This is a genomic window from Parasporobacterium paucivorans DSM 15970 (assembly GCF_900141895.1).
Taxonomy (GTDB): Bacteria; Bacillota; Clostridia; order Lachnospirales; family Lachnospiraceae; genus Parasporobacterium; species Parasporobacterium paucivorans.
Genome location: NZ_FQYT01000004.1, coordinates 13713 through 35962 on the forward strand (window position 1 = coordinate 13713; position 22250 = coordinate 35962).

25 protein-coding genes are annotated in these 22250 nt (G+C 45.1%); 3 read left to right on the forward strand and 22 right to left on the reverse strand.

The window, feature by feature from the left end:
- Positions 1 to 13: 13 nt before the first annotated feature.
- The 4 genes from BUA79_RS02105 to BUA79_RS12780 form a co-directional block, all read right to left on the reverse strand.
- A complete protein-coding gene (locus tag BUA79_RS02105; protein ID WP_073992717.1) occupies positions 14 to 364 on the reverse strand; it encodes a cupin domain-containing protein in 351 nt (116 codons plus the stop codon).
- A gap of 412 nt (positions 365 to 776) precedes the next feature.
- Complete coding sequence (locus BUA79_RS02110) at positions 777 to 1637, reverse strand: prephenate dehydrogenase (RefSeq protein ID WP_143147865.1); 861 nt, start codon at positions 1635 to 1637, stop codon at positions 777 to 779.
- Positions 1624 to 2631: a 3-deoxy-7-phosphoheptulonate synthase gene (gene aroF / locus BUA79_RS02115; protein ID WP_073992719.1), complete on the reverse strand. Its 1008-nt coding sequence runs from the start codon at positions 2629 to 2631 to the stop codon at positions 1624 to 1626. The genes BUA79_RS02110 and aroF overlap by 14 nt, the downstream gene beginning before the upstream one ends.
- Before the next feature lie 110 nt (positions 2632 to 2741).
- Complete coding sequence (locus tag BUA79_RS12780) at positions 2742 to 2867, reverse strand: hypothetical protein (RefSeq protein ID WP_278308899.1); 126 nt, start codon at positions 2865 to 2867, stop codon at positions 2742 to 2744.
- Between the two features lie 150 nt (positions 2868 to 3017).
- On the opposite strand from BUA79_RS12780, the gene BUA79_RS02120 reads away from it, so the two are divergent.
- Positions 3018 to 4601 carry a PucR family transcriptional regulator gene (locus BUA79_RS02120; protein ID WP_073992720.1) on the forward strand — a complete coding sequence of 528 codons (1584 nt, stop codon included), beginning with the start codon at positions 3018 to 3020 and terminating at the stop codon, positions 4599 to 4601.
- 32 nt (positions 4602 to 4633) lie between these two features.
- On the opposite strand, the gene BUA79_RS02125 is transcribed toward BUA79_RS02120, so the two are convergent.
- The gene (locus BUA79_RS02125; RefSeq protein ID WP_073992721.1) at positions 4634 to 4870 is read right to left on the reverse strand and encodes a hypothetical protein; all 237 of its coding nucleotides are present in this window, start codon (positions 4868 to 4870) and stop codon (positions 4634 to 4636) included.
- 135 nt (positions 4871 to 5005) lie between these two features.
- On the opposite strand from BUA79_RS02125, the gene mnmA reads away from it, so the two are divergent.
- Positions 5006 to 6094 (forward strand): tRNA 2-thiouridine(34) synthase MnmA, encoded by a 1089-nt coding sequence (mnmA, locus tag BUA79_RS02130; protein ID WP_073992722.1) that lies wholly within the window; start codon positions 5006 to 5008, stop codon positions 6092 to 6094.
- 7 nt (positions 6095 to 6101) lie between these two features.
- Here mnmA and BUA79_RS02135 read toward each other — a convergent pair whose 3' ends face one another.
- The 9 genes from BUA79_RS02135 to mtaB are packed head-to-tail and all read right to left on the reverse strand — an operon-like array spanning position 6102 to position 12891.
- Positions 6102 to 7343, reverse strand: a complete 1242-nt coding sequence (locus BUA79_RS02135) for a peptidase U32 family protein (RefSeq protein ID WP_073992723.1) — start codon at positions 7341 to 7343, stop codon at positions 6102 to 6104.
- A 9-nt stretch (positions 7344 to 7352) separates the two neighbouring features.
- Entirely contained in the window at positions 7353 to 7994 is a 642-nt protein-coding gene (locus tag BUA79_RS02140; protein WP_073992724.1) for an O-methyltransferase, read from the reverse strand.
- A gap of 17 nt (positions 7995 to 8011) precedes the next feature.
- Positions 8012 to 8368, reverse strand: a complete 357-nt coding sequence (locus tag BUA79_RS02145; protein WP_073992725.1) for an endolytic transglycosylase MltG — start codon at positions 8366 to 8368, stop codon at positions 8012 to 8014.
- Position 8369: 1 nt separating this feature from the next.
- Complete coding sequence (locus BUA79_RS02150; protein ID WP_073992726.1) at positions 8370 to 10034, reverse strand: ribonuclease J; 1665 nt, start codon at positions 10032 to 10034, stop codon at positions 8370 to 8372.
- Between the two features lie 42 nt (positions 10035 to 10076).
- Complete coding sequence (locus BUA79_RS02155) at positions 10077 to 10532, reverse strand: Fur family transcriptional regulator (RefSeq protein ID WP_073992727.1); 456 nt, start codon at positions 10530 to 10532, stop codon at positions 10077 to 10079.
- Positions 10533 to 10538: 6 nt separating this feature from the next.
- The gene (locus BUA79_RS02160; RefSeq protein WP_073992728.1) at positions 10539 to 10808 is read right to left on the reverse strand and encodes a DUF1292 domain-containing protein; all 270 of its coding nucleotides are present in this window, start codon (positions 10806 to 10808) and stop codon (positions 10539 to 10541) included.
- Positions 10792 to 11247, reverse strand: a complete 456-nt coding sequence (ruvX, locus tag BUA79_RS02165) for a Holliday junction resolvase RuvX (protein WP_073992729.1) — start codon at positions 11245 to 11247, stop codon at positions 10792 to 10794. The genes BUA79_RS02160 and ruvX overlap by 17 nt, the downstream gene beginning before the upstream one ends.
- Positions 11248 to 11520, reverse strand: coding sequence for an IreB family regulatory phosphoprotein (locus BUA79_RS02170; RefSeq protein ID WP_073992730.1), 273 nt, complete (start codon positions 11518 to 11520; stop codon positions 11248 to 11250).
- Between the two features lie 51 nt (positions 11521 to 11571).
- On the reverse strand, positions 11572 to 12891 hold the full coding sequence (gene mtaB, locus BUA79_RS02175; protein ID WP_073992731.1) for a tRNA (N(6)-L-threonylcarbamoyladenosine(37)-C(2))-methylthiotransferase MtaB: 1320 nt from the start codon (positions 12889 to 12891) through the stop codon (positions 11572 to 11574).
- 108 nt (positions 12892 to 12999) lie between these two features.
- On the opposite strand from mtaB, the gene BUA79_RS02180 reads away from it, so the two are divergent.
- Complete coding sequence (locus BUA79_RS02180) at positions 13000 to 13236, forward strand: HPr family phosphocarrier protein (protein ID WP_073992732.1); 237 nt, start codon at positions 13000 to 13002, stop codon at positions 13234 to 13236.
- Here BUA79_RS02180 and thiI read toward each other — a convergent pair.
- From thiI to hrcA, 8 genes are all read right to left on the reverse strand, one after another.
- Positions 13223 to 14407, reverse strand: coding sequence for a tRNA uracil 4-sulfurtransferase ThiI (gene thiI / locus BUA79_RS02185; protein WP_073992733.1), 1185 nt, complete (start codon positions 14405 to 14407; stop codon positions 13223 to 13225). The genes BUA79_RS02180 and thiI overlap by 14 nt on opposite strands.
- A gap of 2 nt (positions 14408 to 14409) precedes the next feature.
- Positions 14410 to 15564 (reverse strand): cysteine desulfurase family protein, encoded by a 1155-nt coding sequence (locus BUA79_RS02190; protein WP_073992734.1) that lies wholly within the window; start codon positions 15562 to 15564, stop codon positions 14410 to 14412.
- 8 nt (positions 15565 to 15572) lie between these two features.
- Positions 15573 to 16310 (reverse strand): RsmE family RNA methyltransferase, encoded by a 738-nt coding sequence (locus BUA79_RS02195; protein WP_073992735.1) that lies wholly within the window; start codon positions 16308 to 16310, stop codon positions 15573 to 15575.
- A 12-nt stretch (positions 16311 to 16322) separates the two neighbouring features.
- Positions 16323 to 17222 (reverse strand): 50S ribosomal protein L11 methyltransferase, encoded by a 900-nt coding sequence (locus BUA79_RS02200; RefSeq protein ID WP_073992736.1) that lies wholly within the window; start codon positions 17220 to 17222, stop codon positions 16323 to 16325.
- Between the two features lie 21 nt (positions 17223 to 17243).
- Positions 17244 to 18428, reverse strand: a complete 1185-nt coding sequence (dnaJ, locus tag BUA79_RS02205; RefSeq protein ID WP_073992737.1) for a molecular chaperone DnaJ — start codon at positions 18426 to 18428, stop codon at positions 17244 to 17246.
- Between the two features lie 99 nt (positions 18429 to 18527).
- Positions 18528 to 20384: a molecular chaperone DnaK gene (gene dnaK / locus BUA79_RS02210; RefSeq protein WP_073992738.1), complete on the reverse strand. Its 1857-nt coding sequence runs from the start codon at positions 20382 to 20384 to the stop codon at positions 18528 to 18530.
- A gap of 27 nt (positions 20385 to 20411) precedes the next feature.
- Positions 20412 to 21014 carry a nucleotide exchange factor GrpE gene (gene grpE, locus BUA79_RS02215; RefSeq protein WP_242941626.1) on the reverse strand — a complete coding sequence of 201 codons (603 nt, stop codon included), beginning with the start codon at positions 21012 to 21014 and terminating at the stop codon, positions 20412 to 20414.
- Between the two features lie 39 nt (positions 21015 to 21053).
- Positions 21054 to 22103 (reverse strand): heat-inducible transcriptional repressor HrcA, encoded by a 1050-nt coding sequence (hrcA, locus tag BUA79_RS02220; RefSeq protein ID WP_073992740.1) that lies wholly within the window; start codon positions 22101 to 22103, stop codon positions 21054 to 21056.
- Positions 22104 to 22250 lie beyond the last annotated feature (147 nt).

The following is a 22250-nucleotide window of genomic DNA, read 5'->3' on the forward strand; positions in this document are numbered from 1 at the left end:
TTATAACTTGAAATTAAACGCCTGGGTATGTAATGATAACAATAACTTTAGATACTCCATCGCTTTCATTTCCAAACCAACGCTCTTCGTTCGGTCCCATTGAGAATGTATCGCCCGGTTTGATTTTCCATTCGTTGCCTTTTCTGTCTCTGATTGTCATTTCGCCTTCTAACATGAAGTAAACTTTTTCACAGGCATTGTCTGCATATCCCCAGCCAGCTCCGCCGCCTGGTTCAAATGTGCTCATTCCAACCCAGAATTTTTCTGCTCCAGTTTCCTCTTTGCCATGAAAACGTCTTAAAACTACACCGCTATGTCCCGGTGCCTCATAAACTGTTGCGTTTTCAAATGTGTTCTTAACCATGATAATATTTCTCCTTTCCTGATACAAAAATGATATTCAACTTAACATGTTCAACATGAAAATGTATAACTAATATCCGCAAGGTATAATCTAACAATTTCCCGCATTAAAATCATTGTTTGATTGCACAATAAATCTGAAATTTCTTTTCGATTTTTGCAGATCAACCGTGCATTTTTTGTCAATGACACCCGGAAAATCACGATAAATCCAACAAAATCAGGGTATTTGTGCGTTTGACAAATACACAAAGAGCTTGTTAAATATGATATTTTTATATCACTTATATCGCAACATTTAGTTATTTTACATGGTCGGACGGTGGTTACCCACGGTTTCACTGTATCATTATTTTTGTAACATTTCAACCACTGTTTATACGATGCAGCCTATTATATAGGAAGAAATGCTGTTATTTTCCGTCTATTCTCTCCTTCGTCTCTCTGGACTTCCTCAAACTTTCTCTGAGCTTCTCCCGGTCAGCGAGACGGATTTGTGTCGACAGCTGGGAAAGCCTTTCCAGCATACCGTCAATTTCCCTGCAAAGATACTCCCTGTTTTCAATAAAAAGCTCGCTCCACATAACTTCATTCAGCTTCGCGACCCTGGCCATATCCTGGAAACTTCCTGCCGAAAATCCATCAAATTTTTCTGCCAGTTCACTGCCTATAAAGGCGCAGGACAGGACATGGGGCAGTTGGGAAGTATAAGAAATCATTTCATCATGTTCCTGGGGATTGGAAATCTTCACTTTACCAAAACCCAGCTCCCGGGCCAGATCTGCTGTCACGTCAACAGCCTCCTGAGGCGTCCACTGGTACGGGGTCAATATCAGCGAAGCATCCCCGAACATTTCCGGGAAAGATGCTTCAAACCCGCTTTTTTCAATGCCTGCCATTGGATGTCCTCCAATGAAATAAAAACCGTTATCCATGGATGCCTTTTCAACCTCAGAACAGATTCTTCGTTTCGTTCCGCAGGCATCCGTTATAACAGCACCTTTTTTGAACCGGGAAGCATGGGAGAGTATAAATTCTATTGCATCCGTTGGATAAATTGATATGATCACCATGTCACAGTTTCCGATATTACCGTCATCCAGAACCCCGTCAATCACTCCTGCTTCCTGCGCTTGCCGGATTACGCCAACACTCCTGTTGAATCCATATACCGTATGATCCGTATATTTTTTTATTGCTTTTGCATAGCTTCCTCCAATGAGGCCAAGACCAACCAGACCGATAATCATCCTCTCACCTCTACCTTTCCGCAAATGGCCTCACTGCCTGGATTTTCCCCATCATGGATGCAAACGCTTCGGGAGTAAGGGATTGAGCCCCATCGCAAAGGGCATGGGAAGGATCGTTATGCACTTCAATAAGCAGACCATCCACACCGGCCATAACTGCAGCCAGAGCCATGGGGCGGACCAGTTTTGCATCCCCCGTGGCATGGGAAGGATCAGCTATAACCGGAAGATGGGACAATCGATGAAGAACGGGTATCGCAGAGATATCCAGCGTATTCCTTGTATAGGTTTCGATTGTTCTTATACCCCTCTCGCATAATATCACCTGCTCATTGCCTCCTGCCATTATGTACTCCGCGCTCATGAGCAGCTCCTGCAATGTATTTGCAAGACCCCTTTTCAGAAGTACAGGCTTCCTGAGCTGTCCCAGTTTCTTGAGAAGCTCAAAATTCTGCATATTGCGAGCCCCAACCTGTATGATATCAACCTCTTCAAACAACGGAATATGAGCAGAATCCATTATCTCCGTGACAATGGGAAGTCCAGTTTTTTCCTTTGCTTTCAGAAGCAATTCAAGGCCTTCCTCCTGAAGTCCCTGGAAGGAGTATGGAGACGTACGCGGTTTAAAAGCACCTCCTCGGAGTATGGATGCACCGGCAGCCTTTACGGATTGGGCTATCCCGATAATCTGCTCCTCCGATTCAATAGAGCAGGGGCCAGCCATCACCTGAAAATTCCCCCCTCCGATTTTCGTCCCGTTTTGGAGAGTAATAACCGTATCTTCCTCATGAAATCTCCGGTTTGATTTTTTAAAAGGTTCCTGGACCCGTTGGACCGTTTCCACGATATCAAATGCTTTCAGCATTTCTATATCGATGGTTGAGGTATCCCCCACAAGGCCTATAATTGTGTGGTTTGTACCTATGGAGAGATGGGTGTCGAACCCCATTTCCTTAAGCTGGCTTATGAAATCCGTTTCCTGCTCCTGTGTAACATGTTTTTTCAATAATATAATCATTTTTATACCTCCATAACTTTGATTTTTTTGTACAAAAAAACCCGGCAGTGTATTTCACCGCCGGGTCAAAATCCCTGATTATGATACATGTGTTTCCACCTGAACGATAATCAATTCCCATCTGCAGCCAAATACATATAAGCCTTATCCTGATAATACAAGGTAAAGCTGCTAACGTAATATTCGGCTGCAAATTTTCTGAGAATTTCCATTTCGTCCTCCGGTATCAATTTCATGATTTCTTTCTTGATGGAAGAATACCTTTTTTTCGTCCCAGTGTCAAGCACTTTTTCGATTTAAATCCCCAAAGTGCCCCGTCATGAATTTCATTGAAGAATCGGGGGTTTTATGTTAGTATAAAACCATTCAGATGAAGGAGATTATACATGAAAATATCGGTCGCAACCGTACTTGATCACCTAAGCCGGGACACCCGTCACCAGCTGGTCAAAAATATCAAACATAATACTTTTTTTACCGGTTTCAGGCTGGCCATTAAGGATATCTCCAACATCGATAAAGATTATGCCTACGTACTTCCATATGACATGTACCCGCAAATCAATGACAGCCACGATAAGTACAAATCTTTTTTCTTTATTTTCACCAGCACTCAGGAGCTGCAGGAAATCGACATAAAGGCCTGCCGCATTAACGCCCTTTTCATCCCTGGCACGGAGCAGATTGAGCTGTACAACGACCTCCTGGATTTTTCATCCCGTCTGAACGACTGGAATGAGCGTCTCAACATCGCCCTGGTTGAAAATCAGTCCATCCAGATCCTCGTCAACCTGAGCAGGGACATTTTCACCAACCCATTCATCATATTTGACCCCGGCTTCAATGTGCTGGCCTACACAGACAACCCCGCCAAAGACGATGAAGGTTACTTTATGATTGTGGACAGGGGGTATACTCCACCCCAGATTCTTGCGGAAATCATGCAGCTGAGCAGCAGCCACCACAACTTTGCCGTCAAGGCATTCGTGGGAAAAGGAAAGCTAAAAAGCCCCTACGTCAAATCGATATTTCCAGTCAGGCTTGGAAATATTATTGTCGCCACTTTATGCATGCATTATACAGTTCAGGACATCTCCCAGGGAACAATTGATCTTTTAAACCATTTCACCAAAAAGCTCTCTGCCTGGTTCAAGAAATCCAGTCCGGACAATGTGGCCCTCAATCATGTGTATACCGATTACGAACAGCTTTTCACTTATATTCTCAATCATACCATTGACGAAAATGATATCGACCACATCGCCAATTTGATCAATATACCGGTACAGGCAACATTCCGGGTATTCGTCATCAGCCTCCCCTCATCGCCCATGAGGAAATTCATCCTGAACAGGGTGGCCGAACGAATGCCTATGTTGAAGTCCATTATTTATGAACAATGCGTCATGCTGGTCAGCATGTTTTCCAGCAAATACCGGAAAGAATCTGAATTTACAGACTCAGTATATGACTCACTGAACAGAATGCTGATGGAATTATCCTGTACATGCGGCTCTTCCCGCCCATTCTACAGAATCTGTGATCTGAGGAACGCTTATGTCCAGGCCAGCAAGGCCTCGGATATCGGAAGCAGGATCCGCAATCTCAAGAATCCCCGATATCTTCTGCATAATACGCCAAAGACCAACATATATGAGTATGATGATCTCTATCTCTATCATATGATTGAATGTACATCCAGGGAAGTGACCCTGGAAAGCCTGTGTACGCCCCAGCTTCTGAATCTTCTGGAGTACGACGAAAAAAATGGATCCGATAATTACAAAGTCCTTTTCACGTACCTGGAGACATCCAAAAAGACGGCAGAGACAGCCAATATCCTGCACATGCACAGAAATAACGTAAATTACCGCATCAAACGGATTGAAGAACTGTTTGACCTGAACCTGGATGATGCAAACCTATGCCTCAAGCTTCAGTTTTCATTCAGAGTGCTCGATTTGATCTGATTTTTAAAAAAGCGCACCGCAGTGCGCTTTTATTATTCCCCGATGACGGACAGTATGTAATCAATGGTCTCCCCAAGGGTGTCTGCTTCCAGGCTGTATATATCAAACTCAGTATTAAATCGATCCTCCAGCACTGCATTCAATTGAAAAAACATGAATTTTTTTCCCGCCTCCAGGGCCTGCTCGTATCTGCTTTTCTCATCAACTTTCTCTCTGTCGAGATTCAACACTTCAATAACCGTGTTCAGCACTTCTTCTCTTTTTGTCATCTCTTCCTCTCCCGCTTTCCATTATCCGTACTGACAGTTTCCATTGACAAAGCGTTTTCCCTATTATATGATTTTCATGTTAATTAACATAATTATAAGCTATAATGAATAAAATAAAAATACAAGGATGTTATTATGAAGATAAAAAAAGCTCTTATTGCCATGAGCGGGGGCGTTGACAGTTCCGTAGCCGCATATATGATAAAAGAAGCCGGTTATGAAGCCATAGGAATAACCATGAAACTATACAGCAACGAAGACATATGCCTGAACAAGTCTAAGACCTGCTGTTCCCTGGATGACATCCAGGATGCCCGCAATGTTGCCGAGGCTCTGGATATCCCCTATTATGTCCTGAATTTCACGGATGACTTCAAAGAGAAGGTCATCGATAAATTCGTAGACAGCTACACGCATGCCTATACGCCCAACCCCTGCATCGACTGCAATCATTTCATAAAGTTCAGCCGCCTTATGCAGAGGGCTGCCGAGCTTGAATGCGATTACGTGGTAACCGGGCACTATGCGAACATTGAGTTCGACGGGATTTCCGGGCGCTGGCTGCTGAGGAAGGGCGCAGATCCCTCAAAAGATCAGAGCTATGTTCTTTATTCCATGACACAGGAACAGCTTTCAAAAACACTGTTTCCCCTGGGGAGGCTTTTCAAGACAGAAATCCGCGAGATGGCTTCCGGATTGAAAATGGTTACGGCCGACAAGCATGACAGCCAGGATATCTGTTTTGTCCCGGACAATGACTATGCCTCATTTATAGAAAAATATACCGGAAAGAAATTTCCTCCCGGCGATTTCATTGACAAGCATGGTAATAAGCTTGGAACACACAACGGCATAATCCGTTATGTTATAGGCCAGCGCAAGGGGCTGGGCCTAGCCCTTCCCAAACCGATGTATGTGTCCAATGTCAACACCGAAGATAACACCGTGACCCTCGTTTATGCCGAAGACCTTCTGGGAACATCCCTGGATGCAGCGGATATCAACCTGATTTCCGTTCCGGATCTTTATGAACCGAAACGGGTGAAGGCAAAAATACGTTACAAACAGGAGGAGCAGTGGGCCACCGTTGTCCAGACCTCAGAAAATACTTTCCACCTGGATTTCGATATCCCCCAGAGGGCTATCACACCCGGTCAGGCGGTGGTGCTCTACGACGGAGATACCGTAGTGGGCGGAGGTACAATCATCAGACCTTCTGCCTGAAATACTATCAGGCCTGGACGGGCGCTTCCTCCGGTATCCGGAAAACATCATATACCTCGGCGTCTGCATCCAATCCGACATAAATAATCTGGCGAGGGTGCGGGGCCGAATCCATTGGGTTGCCCTTTTCATCACGGATAGAAAGCACGGCAGCCTGCAGATTTCTGCCATCTGGCTTCATGATTTCCAGTGTGTCTCCCACACTGAATTTATTCTTCTGTTCCATTCTGTACAGACCGTCTTCACCGATTTCCAAAACATACCCCAGATAGGTATAATTTCTAACATATGTATTGTTATCATAAATCTGCGTGTCTTTATCCGGCTTTCCGAAGAAAAACCCTGTTGTATATTGTCTGTAGGTGCATTTCGTAAGTTCATCCCTGTAAACAGGCAGCTTTTCCCGATAAATCTCGGGATTTTTTTTGTAATCGTCGATGGCTGTCCTATACACTCTGGCGACAGTGGCGACATACAGTGCAGTCTTCATTCTTCCTTCCACTTTAAAACTGTCAATACCGGCTTCTAAAAGTTCCGGAATATATTCAATCATGCATAAATCCTTGGAATTAAAGATGTAGGTTCCACGTTCATTTTCGAAGACTGGCATATACTCCCCGGGTCTTTTCTCTTCCACCAGGGAATACTTCCATCTGCACGGGTGTGTACAGGCTCCCCGGTTGGCATCCCTGCCGGCCATGAAGCTGCTCAGCAGGCATCTTCCGGAATAAGAAATGCACATAGCACCGTGGATGAATGTCTCAATCTCTAATCCAGCCGGGATGTTATCCCTTATTTCCCCAATTTCCCTGAGGGACAGCTCTCGGGCCGATACGACCCGTTTTGCGCCCATTGTATGCCAGAATTTAAATGTGGCATAATTTGTATTATTGGCCTGGGTGCTGATATGAAGCTCCATTTCAGGCAGAATCTCTTTGGCTATCTCAAAAACACCTGGATCAGCTATAATCAGCGCATCCGGGGCCACGTCTTTCAGATCGTTGAAGTATTCCCTGACCCCTTCCAGATCCTCATTGTGGGCTATGATATTCGCTGTTACATAAACACGAACGCCGTGCTGGTGGGCAAATTCAACTCCCTGTTTCATTTCCTCAAGGGTGAAGTTTTTTGCTTTTGCTCTGAGTCCAAAAGCTTCTCCGCCGACATATACAGCATCTGCCCCGTAACGGACGGCAATCTTCAGTACTTCCAGGCTGCTGGCTGGAACCAGTAATTCGGGATGTCTCATGGTATTCTCCTATTTCTTGACGCTTACAGCAACGCCATCCCCAAGAGGGACAATGGTGGTCTCCAACTCCGGACTGTTCTTTAAGGTGTACAGATATTCCCTCATTCTGGCGTGTATCGTTCTGTTTCTTCTTGTTACGGCAAATCTTGATTCAATAATATCCCCCTCCTGGAGGACATTATCCGAAACAAGAACCCCACCTTTGTTCAAAAGCCTCATGATATCGGGCAGGAAATGTATGTACTGTGCCTTGGCTGCATCCATAAAAATAAAATCAAAGGGCTGCGTAAGAGTCGGCAGGACATCTGCTGCATCCCCTTTGATCAGCATAATCTGCTCAGGACGGCCAGACTTTTCAATTACTTCTTCCGCAATTTTTATCCTTTTGTCATAGGATTCAATGGTAGTGATTCTGGCGTTCCCCTTAAGGTACCGACTCATAAGCACCGCCGAATATCCGATGCCGGTTCCGACTTCAAGTACGGAATCCGGCTGCCGGATAGTGAGCAATACCTTCAGAAAACTTTCCATTTCCTTGCGGATTATGGGCACGTCTGTCTCGAGTGCATATTTTTCAATCTTATCACAAAAATCACCGTTCCCTGTTTCCAGGGAACGGATGTATGATGCTATTCTTTCATTTACAATCAAGATTCCACCTGCATATTCTACTGTGCACCATTAATCTTCAACTGATCTATAATCTCTTCGGGCCCCTGTGAAGTATTCAGGGTATAATCCCCTGGATAAAATTGTGCTTCAAAGATAAGACACTGGATGTTGAACGTGCTTTTACTGGCTATCAGACCATTTTTCTTGAGGATGTCGGCTACCTCGGATTTTCCGGCTCCTTCCGGTATGGTTATGGTCACATCCGTTCCCGGCTCTGCTTCCATTCCCTGGACTGCAAACAGACTCCGGCCGAAATCGAAGCTCTTCATACCCAGTACCACCAGAAGCAGTACGAGAATAAGAATAATCACGAATCTGGTCCACCTGCTTACGATTTTGTTCCTAGATTTCATTTCATTCGACCTCCATGATAATCGGAAGTATCATTGGACTTCTCCGCATCTTCTTCCACAGATAGTCACTGAGGGTTTCCCGGATAACCAGTTTAATTTTTCCCCAGTCAACTACTTTTTTCTTCATGCATTCTTCTACCGCTGCCTCAACAATTTTTCTGGCTTCTTCAATAAGATCTTCCGATTCGCGGACATATACAAATCCCCTGGACACAATATCCGGACCGGCCATCACCTGATTTGATTTTTTTTCCAGGGTCAGGACCACCACGATAATTCCGTTTTCCGCCAGATTCTGGCGGTCCCGCAATACAATATTCCCCACATCCCCGATTCCAAGGCCATCCACTAAAACGGCTCCGGCCTGAACCTGTCCAATGATTTCAGCACCTTCCTGACCGATGCTGAGTACATTTCCTGATTTCATGACGATAATATTTTCTTTATCCCATCCCATATTGGCAACCAGGTCGGCCTGGGCCTTAAGATGTCTGAATTCTCCGTGTACAGGAATGGAGTACTTCGGTTTGACAAGAGAATAGAGCAGTTTTATCTCTTCCTGGCAGGCATGTCCGGAAACATGCGTATCCTGGAAAATGATATTGGCTCCCTGCAGAGCCAGCTCATTCATGACCTTCGACACGGCTTTTTCATTTCCGGGTATCGGGCTTGAGCTGAAAACAACCACGTCGCTTGGCTTGATTTTTACTTTTTTATGGATAGACGCAGCCATCCTCGAGAGGGCCGCCATGGATTCGCCCTGGCTACCTGTGGTAATTAGCACCAGCTGCTCATCCGTATAGTTTTTCATTTCTTCCGTTTTGATCAGGGTATTTTCAGGAATCTGCAGATATCCCAATTCATCCGCAACCGTAATAATATTCACCATGCTTCTGCCTTCCAGCACGACTTTGCGTCCAAACTTATGGGCAGAATTAATAATCTGCTGCACTCTGTCTACGTTTGATGCGAAGGTAGCGATAATAAGCCTATGGCTTGCATGTTCTGTAAATATATTGTCAAAAGTCTTGCCTACCGTCTTTTCAGACATAGTAAATCCAGGCCGCAGCGCATTGGTGCTGTCGCACATCATAGCCAGCACACCTTTTCTTCCCAGATCGGCAAACTTCGCCAGATCCATCACATCCCCAAAAACGGGCGTGTAATCAATCTTAAAGTCACCGGTATGGACAATCACTCCGGCAGGAGTATGTATTGCAAGAGCTGAAGCGTCGCCGATGCTGTGGTTGACACGGATGAATTCGATCCTGAACGCACCCAGATTGATAGACTGCCCATATTTAATCACTTTCTTTTTCACAGGCTTCAGCGGATGCTCCTTCAGTTTCCCTTCGATGATGCCCATGGTCAGTCTAGTGGCATATATCGGGGCATTTATCTCCTTTAATACATAGGGGAGGGCACCGATATGATCCTCATGTCCGTGTGTGATCACGAAGCCTTTTATCTTGCTTCTGTTTTCCTGCAGATATGTGATATCCGGAACAACAAGATCGATTCCCAGCATATCGTCATCCGGGAAGGCAAGCCCGCAGTCCACAATAATAATACTGTCCTCGTATTCGATGACAGTAATGTTCATCCCGATATCCTCAAGTCCTCCTAATGGGATAATCTTAATATTCTCTTTTTTGTCTATTGCCAAAATAGCACCTCCATTATTACATATATCCGTTCAAAATCTATATTATAAATGTTTTTCACTGCATGCCCTGCAGTATCCATACAATTTCACTTCATGGTCAACTACCTCGAATCCGGTGGTCTTTCGAATATTATCTTCCAGATTTTCCAGAAGATCATCCGCAAAAGATACAATATCTCCGCAATCAAGGCATATTAAATGATGATGATGGTGTCCTGAGAGTTTGTCCTTTTCTTCGGCAATCTCATAACGGATAGATCCATCATCTAATGTAATCCTGTCTATTAAATTCATATCCAGCAGCAGCTGTACTGTTCTGTATACTGTAGCCAGCCCGATATCCGGACTCATAGCCTTGACCAGCTCATATAGCTCTTCCGTGGTCAGATGCTTTCCCCGGTTTAAATCCAGGACTTCCAGCACTGCCACACGCTGACTTGTCACCTTGAGACCTTTTTCCTTAAGCTGGTCCTTGAAATTTTCCTGATTCACGACAATTCGTCCTTATCTCGTAATCTCGGTATCTTCTAGAAGCTCCGCAAATATATCGGATACATATTTTAATTCGGCATCATCTTCCACAAACTCATAGACAGCCTCTTCCTCTTCCGGGCAGGATAAATCCTTCAGAATATACGCCTCGGCTTCTTCGCCATCATCCTCTGATTCTGTCACAAGAAGGTACTCCATGTTGTTGACTCTGGTCTGTTCAATTACAAACATCTCTATTTCTTCTCCGGTAATAGAATCCGTAAATTTAATTTTTTCGTTCATCTTTATTTCCTCCAGTAAAATCCATATATCCCTTCAGGATGATGGCAGCCGCAATCTGATCCACGTACCGGTCCATATCCTTCCCTTTAACACCAGCATCGCTCATCAGCTGCCTGGCCTCTACGGTAGTGAGTCTTTCATCCCAGGTAACAACTTCCAATCCGGTCCTGCGCTCCAGCATTACTTTGAATTCAAGTGTTTTTTCTGCTCTCTCCCCAATGGAATCATCCATGTTTTTAGGCAGTCCCAGCACGATAAGTTCTACATTATATTCTCTGATGATCTCTTCCAGACGTGCAAGCGTCCTCCGCAATTTATTTTCTGAATCACGGCGTACAGTCTCCAGGCTCTGGGCGGTAAGTCCCAGGGCATCCGAAATAGCCACTCCCACTGTCTTTGAGCCGAAGTCCAGCCCCATTATCCTTTTCACACTGTTCATCTATGAGCGTTTACCCTCTAATTTGTTGTCAATATAATACCGGAGGGCCTCCTCAATCAACTCGTCACGCTCAACTTTCATAATCAGGCTTCTGGCATTATTATGACTTGTGATGTAGGTCGGGTCACCCGACATTATATATCCCACAATCTGGTTTACCGGATTATATCCTTTTTCCTTAAGGGCGGCATACACAAGCTCCATCACTTCGGCGACCTTGATCTGCTGATCCTGAGTCACCTTAAAATATTGGGTATTTGACAAATCATTCATAATTTCACGTCCTCGCACAGCATCATAAGTAAATGCTTCTGTTTCCTTATTCTAAACTACATTTTTAAATTCGGCAAGTAGTATTTCTCCGCTCTTTGGACCGCAGATTCTGGCAGATACAATTTCGTTTAAAAGTCCGTCCCCGTATTCGACAGCAGCCCTTATATATTCCCCGGTATAGCCTGACAGGTACTTTTTCCCGTTTACAATAACCTCTTCCTCCAATAGGATTTCCACCTCGCGGTTTTGGAAGGTTTCTTTATATTCTCTGGACATATCTGCCGCAAGTTCAATCAGGACAGTACTCCGATGGGTTTTGTCCGAAGCCGTCACCTGGTTTTTCATGGCTGCAGCCTTGGTTCCCTGCCTTCTGGAATATTTAAACACATGTACATCAGAAAAGCGGACTTTGTCCAGGAAGGCTCGCGTCTCCTCGAATTCTTCTTCTGTCTCTCCCGGAAAACCGGCGATGATATCTGTTGTTATCCCCGGATTGTCAAAATATTTTCTTAGAATTCCACATTTTTCATAATATTCTCCTGTGGAATACTTCCGATTCATCCTCCCTAGAATTTCATCCGAACCGCTCTGAAGGGATAAATGAAAATGGGGACAAATCTGGGGAATCCGGCATAAAGACTGTGCAAAATCTTCTGTAATGATTCTCGGCTCCAGGGAGCCCAGGCGGATTCTTCTTATCCCATTGATGCGGGCAATCTCGCGGATTACGTCGATAAGGGTTGTTCCATCTTCAAAGTCGGTGCCGTAGGAGCTCAGATGTATCCCGTTTAAGATAACTTCCTTGTATCCTTTTGCAGCGAGAGTTTCGACTTCTTTTACCACGTCCTGGATGCTTCTGCTTCTTACCCGTCCCCTTGCGTAGGGAATGATGCAGTACGAACAGAATTGATTGCACCCGTCCTGTATTTTTATGTTAATTCTTGTACATTCATTATCACCGGGAATATGAAGTTCTTCATATTCCTGAGTAGTGTTGATGTCGATGATGGCATCATCGTCCTGCCTGCCCTCCAGATGATTTCCTATGATAGACACAAGGTCCTTTTTTCTGTTATTTCCGATAAGTATGTCTACAGAAGCATCCTCCTGCAGCTGATCAGCCGCCGCCTGAACATAGCAGCCTGCTGCCACAACCAGGGCCTCCGGATTCATCTTCTTTGCCCTGTGCAGCATCTGCCTGGATTTTCTGTCTGCTATGTTGGTAACGGTGCAGGTATTTATAATGTATACATCGGCCATTTCATCAAAGGGCACGATTTCATATCCGTTATTTTCCAGGTCCTGCTTCATTGCCTCTGTTTCATAGGCATTTACCTTGCAACCCAAATTGTGCAATGCGGCTTTCATCACTTTAACTCCTGTCTTTCCCGTTACAACGATTGACATTTTCGTTATATATGGGTAGTATTTATTCTATAGAAACAATAATCGGAAATTTTTCAGGAAAGAGGATACTTTATGAAAAAAGTTCAAATAACCTTAAATTCCGTGGACCGGGTAAAGTCCTTCGTCAACTCCATCGCTGAGTATGATTCCGACTTTGACCTGGTAAGCGGCAGATATATTATCGATGCCAAATCCGTCATGGGGATATTCAGTCTGGATCTTTCCAAAGACCTTGATCTGGTCATCCATGATGATTCACAGATGGATCAGATCATTGAATCCATTTCTCCTTACATTACCCAGGAATGATTTCGATATTTTCCGCCGTACGTATAGCTTCATCCACAAGTCCGGTGATTTTTTCTTCCAGCCTGGTTTCGGATTTTTTGATTATATTGAGGTTTGGTTTTGTGACCGGATGTTTTGCTACAAAAATGGTGCAGCAGTCCTCATAAGGGAGGATTGATGTCTCATAGGTATCAATCCTGAGGGCAATATCCACAATATCCTGCTTATCAAAGGCAATCAGCGGTCTGTATACAGGCATGGTGCATACTTCGTTGGTAGCGGCCAGGCTCTTCATGGTCTGGCTGGCAACCTGGCCTATGCTTTCTCCTGTTATCAGTCCCAGACATCCCTGTTCCTTTGCGAAATGTTCCGCAATACGCATCATATAGCGCCTCATGATGATGGTCAGCTCATCATGGGGGCATTTTTCATATATGTACAGCTGTATGTCCGTGAAATTAACCACTTTCAGGTTTATCGGACCGGTATAAGCCGCAACCTTTGCAGCCAGATCAACTACCTTCTGCTTGGCCCTTTCACTAGTGTAGGGCGGAGCGTGAAAATATACTGCATCAATCCGGACTCCTCTTTTGGAAATCATATACCCTGCAACCGGACTGTCGATTCCTCCGGATAGCAGAAGCATGGCTGAGCCAGCTGTGCCTACGGGCATTCCACCCGGTCCGGGAATTATGATGCTGTATATATTTATCATCTCACGGATTTCCACATTCAATAGAATATCCGGCGCATGCACATCCACTTTTATTTCCGGAAAAGCCTCCAGTATGGCCCCCCCCAGCTTTCTGTTTATCTCCATGGAATCAATGGGATAATTCTTTCTGGCTCTCCTGGCCTGGACCTTGAAGGTTTTGTTTTTGTCTGGATATACTTTATCCAGATATTCCAGCACCTCACGGGTCAGCTCTTCAAATCCGTTGTCTTCAACCTGAAGAACCGGGCATATACCTGCGATACCAAAGACACGTTTCAGACATGCAACGGTTTCCTCGTAGTCGAAATCACTTTCCACATCCACATATATCCTGCCGGAAGTCTTATAAACTCTGAATTTTCCTTCCAATGCATCCAACATGAGACGGATATTTCCGACGAGTGCATCTTCAAACAGATAACGATTCCTTCCCTTTATACCAATTTCGGCATATTTTATTAAAAATGATTTAAACATGGTTACCTCTTTCTATATAAGCGCAGCTTTGGCAGCAGCTGGGTCAACGTCTCTATGGTATAGTCCAGCTCTTCCTCTGCCGTCTCATAACTCAGGCTGAAGCGGAGCGTGTTATCCAAAAGGTCCTTTGGTACGCCGATTGCCTGCAGCGTTGCGCTGGATGCTTTTTTATGAGAGTTGCAGGCAGAACCGGAGGAAACATAAATCTCTTTTTCTTCTAATGCATGCAGAAGCACTTCGCTTTTGACTCCTGCAAAGCCGGCACTGATGATATGTGGGGCGAAGCAGCCTTCATTTTTAGAAAAAACCGTCACATCCTCCAGTTTTTCCAGATGGCTTATGAAATCTCTTTTCATCTGGGACAGCCTTTGGGTTTTTTCGTCCAGATTATCATATGCCATTTTAACAGCTTCACCGAATCCGGCTATCCCCGGAACATTTTCCGTCCCGGAGCGCAGACCGTCCTGCTGGTTTCCGCCGTAAAACAAGGGCTTAATCTTGATCCGGCTGTTCACATACAGCATCCCGGCTCCTTTGGGTCCATGCAGCTTATGGGCGCTGGCCGACAACAGGTCAATCCCTTCTTTCTGGGGGAAGATCCTGCACTTGCCAAAAGCCTGTACTGCATCCGAATGAATGACCGTTTTCGGGTTTTTCCTTCTGATGATTTCGCTTATTTCCGAAAAAGGCTGCAGGGATCCGATTTCATTATTTACATACATAATGGACACCAGGATCGTATTATCCGTAACGGCTTCCTCAAGCTTATCAAGAAGGACAACACCATTTTTGTCCACCGGAAGGTATGTGACCTCAAAGCCTTCTTCTTCCAGGAATTTGCAGGCATTCAGCACCGAAGGATGCTCAATGCGGGTTGTGATGATGTGGTTCCCCGCCCGCTTGTTCGCCATTGCTGTTCCGATGACAGCCAGATTATTGGATTCAGTTCCTCCCGATGTGAAGAAGATTTCTTTTTCCCTGACTTTCAGCTGTCCTGCCATGATGCCTTTAGCCGTTTTAATGTATTTTTCGGCCTCCAGGCCCTTTGCGTGCAGACTCGACGGATTTCCGTAATGAACGTGCATGACCCTTGTCATGATCTCTGTGACATTTTCAAAAACCTGGGTTGTTGCCGAATTATCCAGATAAGCTTCCATTGTATCCCCTATTTTTCCATGTTGAACATAAGTATGGACAATACTGCCATTCCGGCTGTTTCTGTCCTGAGTATTCTTTTTCCAAGTGAAATCTGCTTTACACCGCACCCATCTGCCTGGATAATTTCATCTCCGTCAAACCCGCCTTCCGGTCCGATAAAGATCCCCACAGACATCCCATTCTCAATTTGGGCAAATATTGTCCGGGTTGCGTTCATATCCTTGAAATTTTCATAAGGAATGATATTTATGGAAAAATCCCCGGCATAAGCAAGCGCCTCCTTAAAAGTCATGAAGGAATTTACCTTTGGTATGATCTCCCTGCCTGACTGTTTTGCAGCACTTTCCGAGATTGCGTTATATCTTTTCAATTTTGCTTCACGCTTTTTTTCATCCAGTTTTACGACCGATCTTTTTGTAAAAACCGGAATTATTTCATAGACTCCCAGCTCCACGGCCTTTTGGATGATCAGCTCCATTTTATCCGATTTTGGTACTCCCTGAAACAGATAAAATCTTGCTCCTGGTTCGTTACCTACGCCGCCGTTTTCAAGAATGTCCGCTACAATCCTGTCATTTTCCAGACTGCGGATCCTGCACTTATAGTTTCCGCCTGTGCCGTCACTGATGAGGATTTCTTCCCCCAGAGACATGCGCAGCACGTTCCGGATATGGTTTACATCCGGTCCGGTCAACGTTATTTCTTTTTCTTTAACCTGTCCGGAATCCACAAAAAAATGGTACATTATGCGTCCTTCCTATCGTATGATTTTTCTGGCGGTCATGGAAATCCAGTCGCCCTCTTCCGTCCTGTCCATGATCTCAAATTTCCCCGTTTCATCCAGAGCCCTGCGTATAGCTGGCTCCTGGGTATCAAGCATCCCGGAGATAATATATATGCCTCCCGGCTTCAGATGGTCTGCCACAAACGGAGTCAGCGGGACGATGACGACAGCCAGAATATTTGCAACCACAATATCGTAGCACTCATACCCTATTGTGTCCCGAATTTCCCGGCTGCTGATCATGTCCCCCTGGAGGAGTCGGATCGTTCCGGCTTCAATCCCGTTTATCCGGACATTTTCCACTGCCGCTTCCACAGCATCCTCTTCTATGTCTATGCCGGTAATCTGTCCTGCTCCCAGTTTCGCCGCAACGACTGAAAGGATGCCGCTTCCGCATCCTACATCCAATATGGCATCTCCCGTCCTCACGTGCTTTTTCAGCTGGCGGATACATAACCTTGTGGTCTCATGCTTTCCAGTTCCGAAAGAAGTTCCGGGATCAATGCTGATCAGCATCTTACCTTCGGTTTCCACGCCTGTCTTTTCCCACGCCGGTTTGATTATCATATCATCAACATTAAATGATTTAAAGTATTTTTTCCAGTTATTTACCCATTCTGTATCTTCTGTCACGGACACGGAAATGGCCGCATCCCCAATATCCACAAACTCACGGATTCCGTCCAGATTCCGCGAAAGCTCTGACAGAATGTCCGGATCGGCATTTTCCTCCAGGTAGAAAATCACCTGCACCTCTTCTGATTCTCCGTTCTCAAGAATTTCCAGACCCTCAATTCCCAGTTCCATAAATATGCCGCTGACTAAGTCAACGGCATATGATTTCGTTTTTAAAGCATATTTATTCCACTTCAAAACACAACCTCATTTTCTCTTCTAATTGTCGAAGTTCTCTTTCAGTTTATCCCTGAAGCCCTTCTTTTTACCGCTTTTTTCATCTTTGGCGGCTGTAACGGTTTCTTCCTGCACTTCCACAGTTCCACCCATGGTCTTATCGAATCCCAGCAATGCCTCTTTTTGCTCACTGCTCAGTTTTCTCGGTACCTGAACGACCAGGGTCACATAATGGTCCCCGCGGACATTTTTATTCCGGAGAGTCGGAACACCCTTGCCTTTCAGCCTTACCTTTGTATCTGTCTGGGTTCCCGGACTGATTTTAAACAGAACGTCCCCATCTATCGTTTTTATTTTTATGTCGCCGCCAATTGCCGCCTGTGCAAAGGAGATAGGTGATGTGGAAAACAGATCAAAACCTTGCCTCTGGAATAAAGGATGCCTCGAAACAACCACTTCCACGAGAAGATCTCCTCTCGGACCGCCTTGAGATCCCGGCTCGCCCTTGTCACGGATTCGAATGCTTTGTCCGTCGTCAATGCCTGCAGGCACAGATACCTGTATCCTTTTCTTCGCGCTTTTATAGCCGGTTCCGTGGCAGTCCGTGCATTTTTCCTTGACTACCTTACCGGTGCCGTTGCACTCTGGGCATGTCTGCACGTTACGGACAGTTCCAAAAATCGACTGCTGTTCATACATTATCTGTCCCTGACCCTGGCATTTGCTGCAGGTCACCGGCTGCGTCCCCGGTTTAGCTCCGGTTCCATGACAGGTCGGGCACTCTTCTTTTAAAATAAGCTCGATTTCTTTTTCGCATCCGAAGACAGCCTCTTCAAAAGTTATCCGGATAGATGCCCTGATGTTGGCTCCTCTTTGCGGACCGTTATTCGCCCTGCGGTTTCTGCCGCCCCCAAAGAAATCGCCGAATATATCGCCGAATATATCGCCCATGTCACCCGAATTGAAATCAAAGCCTCCACCGCCGGCACCGCCGCCTCCGTTGAATGCCGAGTGTCCGAACTGGTCATATTGCTTTTTCTTTTCCGGATCGCTTAGCACGGAATAGGCTTCCGCAGCCTCCTTGAATTTCACTTCCGCCTGCTCGTCTCCCGGGTTACTGTCTGGGTGATATTTTTTTGCTATTTTTCTGTATGCTTTTTTCAGGGCATCGTCGGTTGCATTTCTGTCAACGCCGAGTACCTCATAATAATCTCTTTTTTCTGCCATTTCTATCACCTTTCAACCAAATACACCGAAATATGGAAACACTTTTCAATGTTCCCATATTTCCGGTCTGTATCCATGTATTAATCTGTCTGGTTTATTCTATACTTCTTTGTAATCCCCGTCAACTACATCATCTGATGCACTGTCGGAAGAAGTGTAGGATTCTCCGCCAGCTCCTCCCTCAGGAGTCGGATTGGACTGCTCATACATCTTTGCAAAAAGGTTCTGCGCGCCAGTCATCAGTTTCTCCTGTGCCGCCTTAATATCTGCAACTTCCTGGTCTGACATGTCATCCGGATTGGTCTTGCCGATAATTTCCTTTAATGCATTCAGGTCTGTTTCCACGGCTGCTTTTTCAGTTGCATCCAGCTTTTCGCCAACTTCGCCTAATGCTTTCTCAACCTGGAATACCATAGAGTCTGCATCGTTGCGTGTGTCGATAGCTTCCTTACGCTTTTTGTCCTGTGCCTCGAATTCGGTTGCTTCTCTTACTGCTTTTTCAATGTCTGATTCGGACATGTTTGATCCAGCAGTAATGGTGATTCTCTGCTCTTTTCCAGTGCCAAGATCTTTAGCAGATACATTTACAATACCATTTGCATCGATGTCGAAGGTTACTTCAACCTGAGGAACTCCTCTTCTTGCCGGCGGAATTCCATCCAGTCTGAACTGTCCAAGGGATTTATTATCTTTCGCGAACTGACGCTCACCCTGTACTACGTTTATATCAACAGCCGTTTGGTTATCTGCAGCTGTGGAGAAAATCTGGCTTTTTTTGGTTGGAATTGTAGTATTTCTTTCAATCAGTCTGGTTGCGATACCACCCATGGTCTCGATGCTCAGTGACAGCGGGGTAACATCCAGAAGAAGAATATCCCCTGCTCCAGCGTCTCCGGCAAGTTTTCCACCCTGAATGGATGCACCGATTGCAACGCACTCGTCTGGATTCAGGTTCTTGGATGGTTCCATTCCGGTCAGCTGTTTAACTTTTTCCTGAACAGAAATCATACGTGTGGATCCGCCTACCAGAAGTACTTTGCCCAAATCGGAAGAAGCAAGTCCGGCATCCTTCAGTGCACGCTGTACAGGCTCTACTGTTCTGGCCACCAGGTCGTTGGTGAGCTCATCAAATTTCGCCCTTGTAAGCGTAACATCCAAATGTTTTGGTCCTTCGCTTGTTGCTGTGATGAAAGGAAGATTGATATTTGTGGTGGTTGCTGCGGAAAGCTCTTTTTTAGCCTTTTCAGCAGCTTCCTTCAGTCTCTGCATGGCCATCTTATCATTGGACAGATCCACGCCTTCGGATTTTTTAAACTCTGCAACCAGGTAATCGCTTACTCTCTGGTCGAAATCGTCTCCACCCAGCTTGTTGTCACCCGCTGTTGCAAGAACCTCAATAACACCGTCGCCGATTTCGATGATAGACACGTCGAATGTACCGCCGCCCAGATCATATACCATGATTTTCTGCTCATGTTCGTTATCCAGTCCGTAAGCAAGAGCTGCTGCAGTTGGCTCGTTGATGATTCTTTTTACTTCAAGTCCCGCAATTTTTCCGGCATCCTTTGTGGCCTGTCTCTGAGCATCATTAAAATATGCAGGTACTGTAATAACGGCTTCTGTTACTTTCTCCCCAAGGTATGCTTCTGCATCTGCCTTGATTTTCTGAAGAATCATGGCTGAAATTTCCTGTGGAGAATATTTTTTATCATCGATAGCTACTTTGTAATCTGTTCCCATGTGTCTCTTAATGGATGAGATCGTTCTCTCCGGATTTGTTACCGCCTGGCGTTTTGCCGGCTCGCCTACAAGTCTTTCACCAGTTTTGGTGAATGCTACTACAGATGGTGTTGTTCTTATGCCTTCTGCGTTTGCAATAACTACCGGTTTTCCGCCTTCCATTACTGCCAGACAAGAGTTAGTAGTTCCTAAATCGATTCCTATTATTTTTCCCATTTTTATTCCTCCTAAGAATATTGACTGTTAGTTTGCGACTTTTACCATGCTGTAGCGGACTACGCTGTCACGGTAGGTGTATCCCTTTTGGAACTCTTCGACAACCACATTGGCTCCGACGCTCTCATCTTCCACATGCATAACCGCATTGTGGAAATCCGGGTTGAATTCTTTATTCAAAGCCTCTATTGGCATGACTCCAAGATCTGTGATGCTCTGCATAAGCTGTTTGTAAACCATGTCCATCCCCTGTGCGAAAGGCTCTTTAACCTCTTCCTCCGACAGGGTCAGTAAACCTCTCTCAAAACCGTCTATCACGGGAAGAAGTTTTTCGATGACCTTCTTCGCTCCCACGTCATACATGGCTGCCTTTTCTTTCTCCGTACGTTTCCGGAAGTTCTCAAACTCGGCCATGTTTCTCTTCAGCTTATCCGTAAGCTCTTCTACCTGCTGTTCATGTTTGTCTTTTTTTATTTTTTTGCTTTTTTTCGTGGATGATTCATCGTGGCAGCTGTCCTCTTCCGTGTTTTCTTCCCCGGCCGGCACTTCTTCTGTCTTCACTGTGTCCTCCTGGATAGTAATTTCCTGGTCTGTGTCTGCCTCTTCCAGGTTTTTATTTTCCGTGTTCATATTCTGCTTTTCCTCCATAATGATATTTCCCACCTTCCATCAGTTTTTCCTGAATGCATTATCAAGCTGGGTCTTGACCTTATTTAAAGCCTCTACGACTTTCTCGTAGTCCATCCTTTTGGGTCCGATAATTCCTATAGTCCCCTGTACGCCTTCTTCAATCTCGTAAGTTGCTGTCACCACGCTGCAGTCCTGCATATTTTTCACTGTCAGTTCCTGCCCTATGTAAATCTGAATCCCTGTATTTCTTTCAGGGTTCAGCTGCTCCGCAATCAGATTGGTCAACATTTTCTTTTCTTCCAAGGTATAGATCAGCTCACTGGCTTTTTCCCTGTCGCTGAGCTCTGGATATTTAAATATGTTCGTTGCTCCTGAGGTATATACCTCCAGATCTTCCGAGGACGTAATGGCATCCGAAATGGCTGTCATAATATCTCTGATCAATTCACCGTGCTCACCTGCCTGGGCATTCAGTTTCGAAAAGATGCCCAGATTGATTTCTTCTATGCAAAGCCCCGTAAGGCTGGTATTCAGAAGAATATTGAATTTTAGCAGTTCTTCCTTGCTTAAATCCTTTTCAATACCAAAAAATCTGTTCTTGACAATGTTTCCGTCCAGTACAATGATGCAAAGCAACTTCCCCGGCTCCAGCATGGAAAGCTGGATAAACTTCAGCCGGCATTTTTTATGGTGCGGACTCGTAATCAGCGATGCATAATTCGTATTGTTCGCCAGGGATTTGGCTATATTTTGAAGGAGTTCCTCCACTTTATCAACCTTTTCATGCAGAAGATTCTCCAGTTCATTTACTTCCTGTTCCCTCTTCTCCAACTGATTCCGCTTATCCAGAAGCATGTAGTCCACATAGGTCCGATATCCCTTATCAGAAGGAATACGGCCTGCCGAAGTGTATGGCTGAACAATATAACCCATTTCTTCCAGGTCCGCCATTTCGTTGCGGATTGTTGCCGAACTCAGGTTTAAATCTGTATATTTAGAAATTGTCCTGGAACCAACCGGTTCACCGGTCTCAAGATATGTGAGGATGATGGCATCCAATATCTTCATTTTCCTATCGTCTAACTCCAATTCTTCACTTCCTCAATTAATATATACAGTTGCGGTTGCCAGGTTCCTCTGTTAGCACTCATTGATGTAGAGTGCTAACATTGTTATACTTAAGATAGCACTTGCAATTATTTTTGTCAACACCCATTTTGAAAATGATGCAGACTC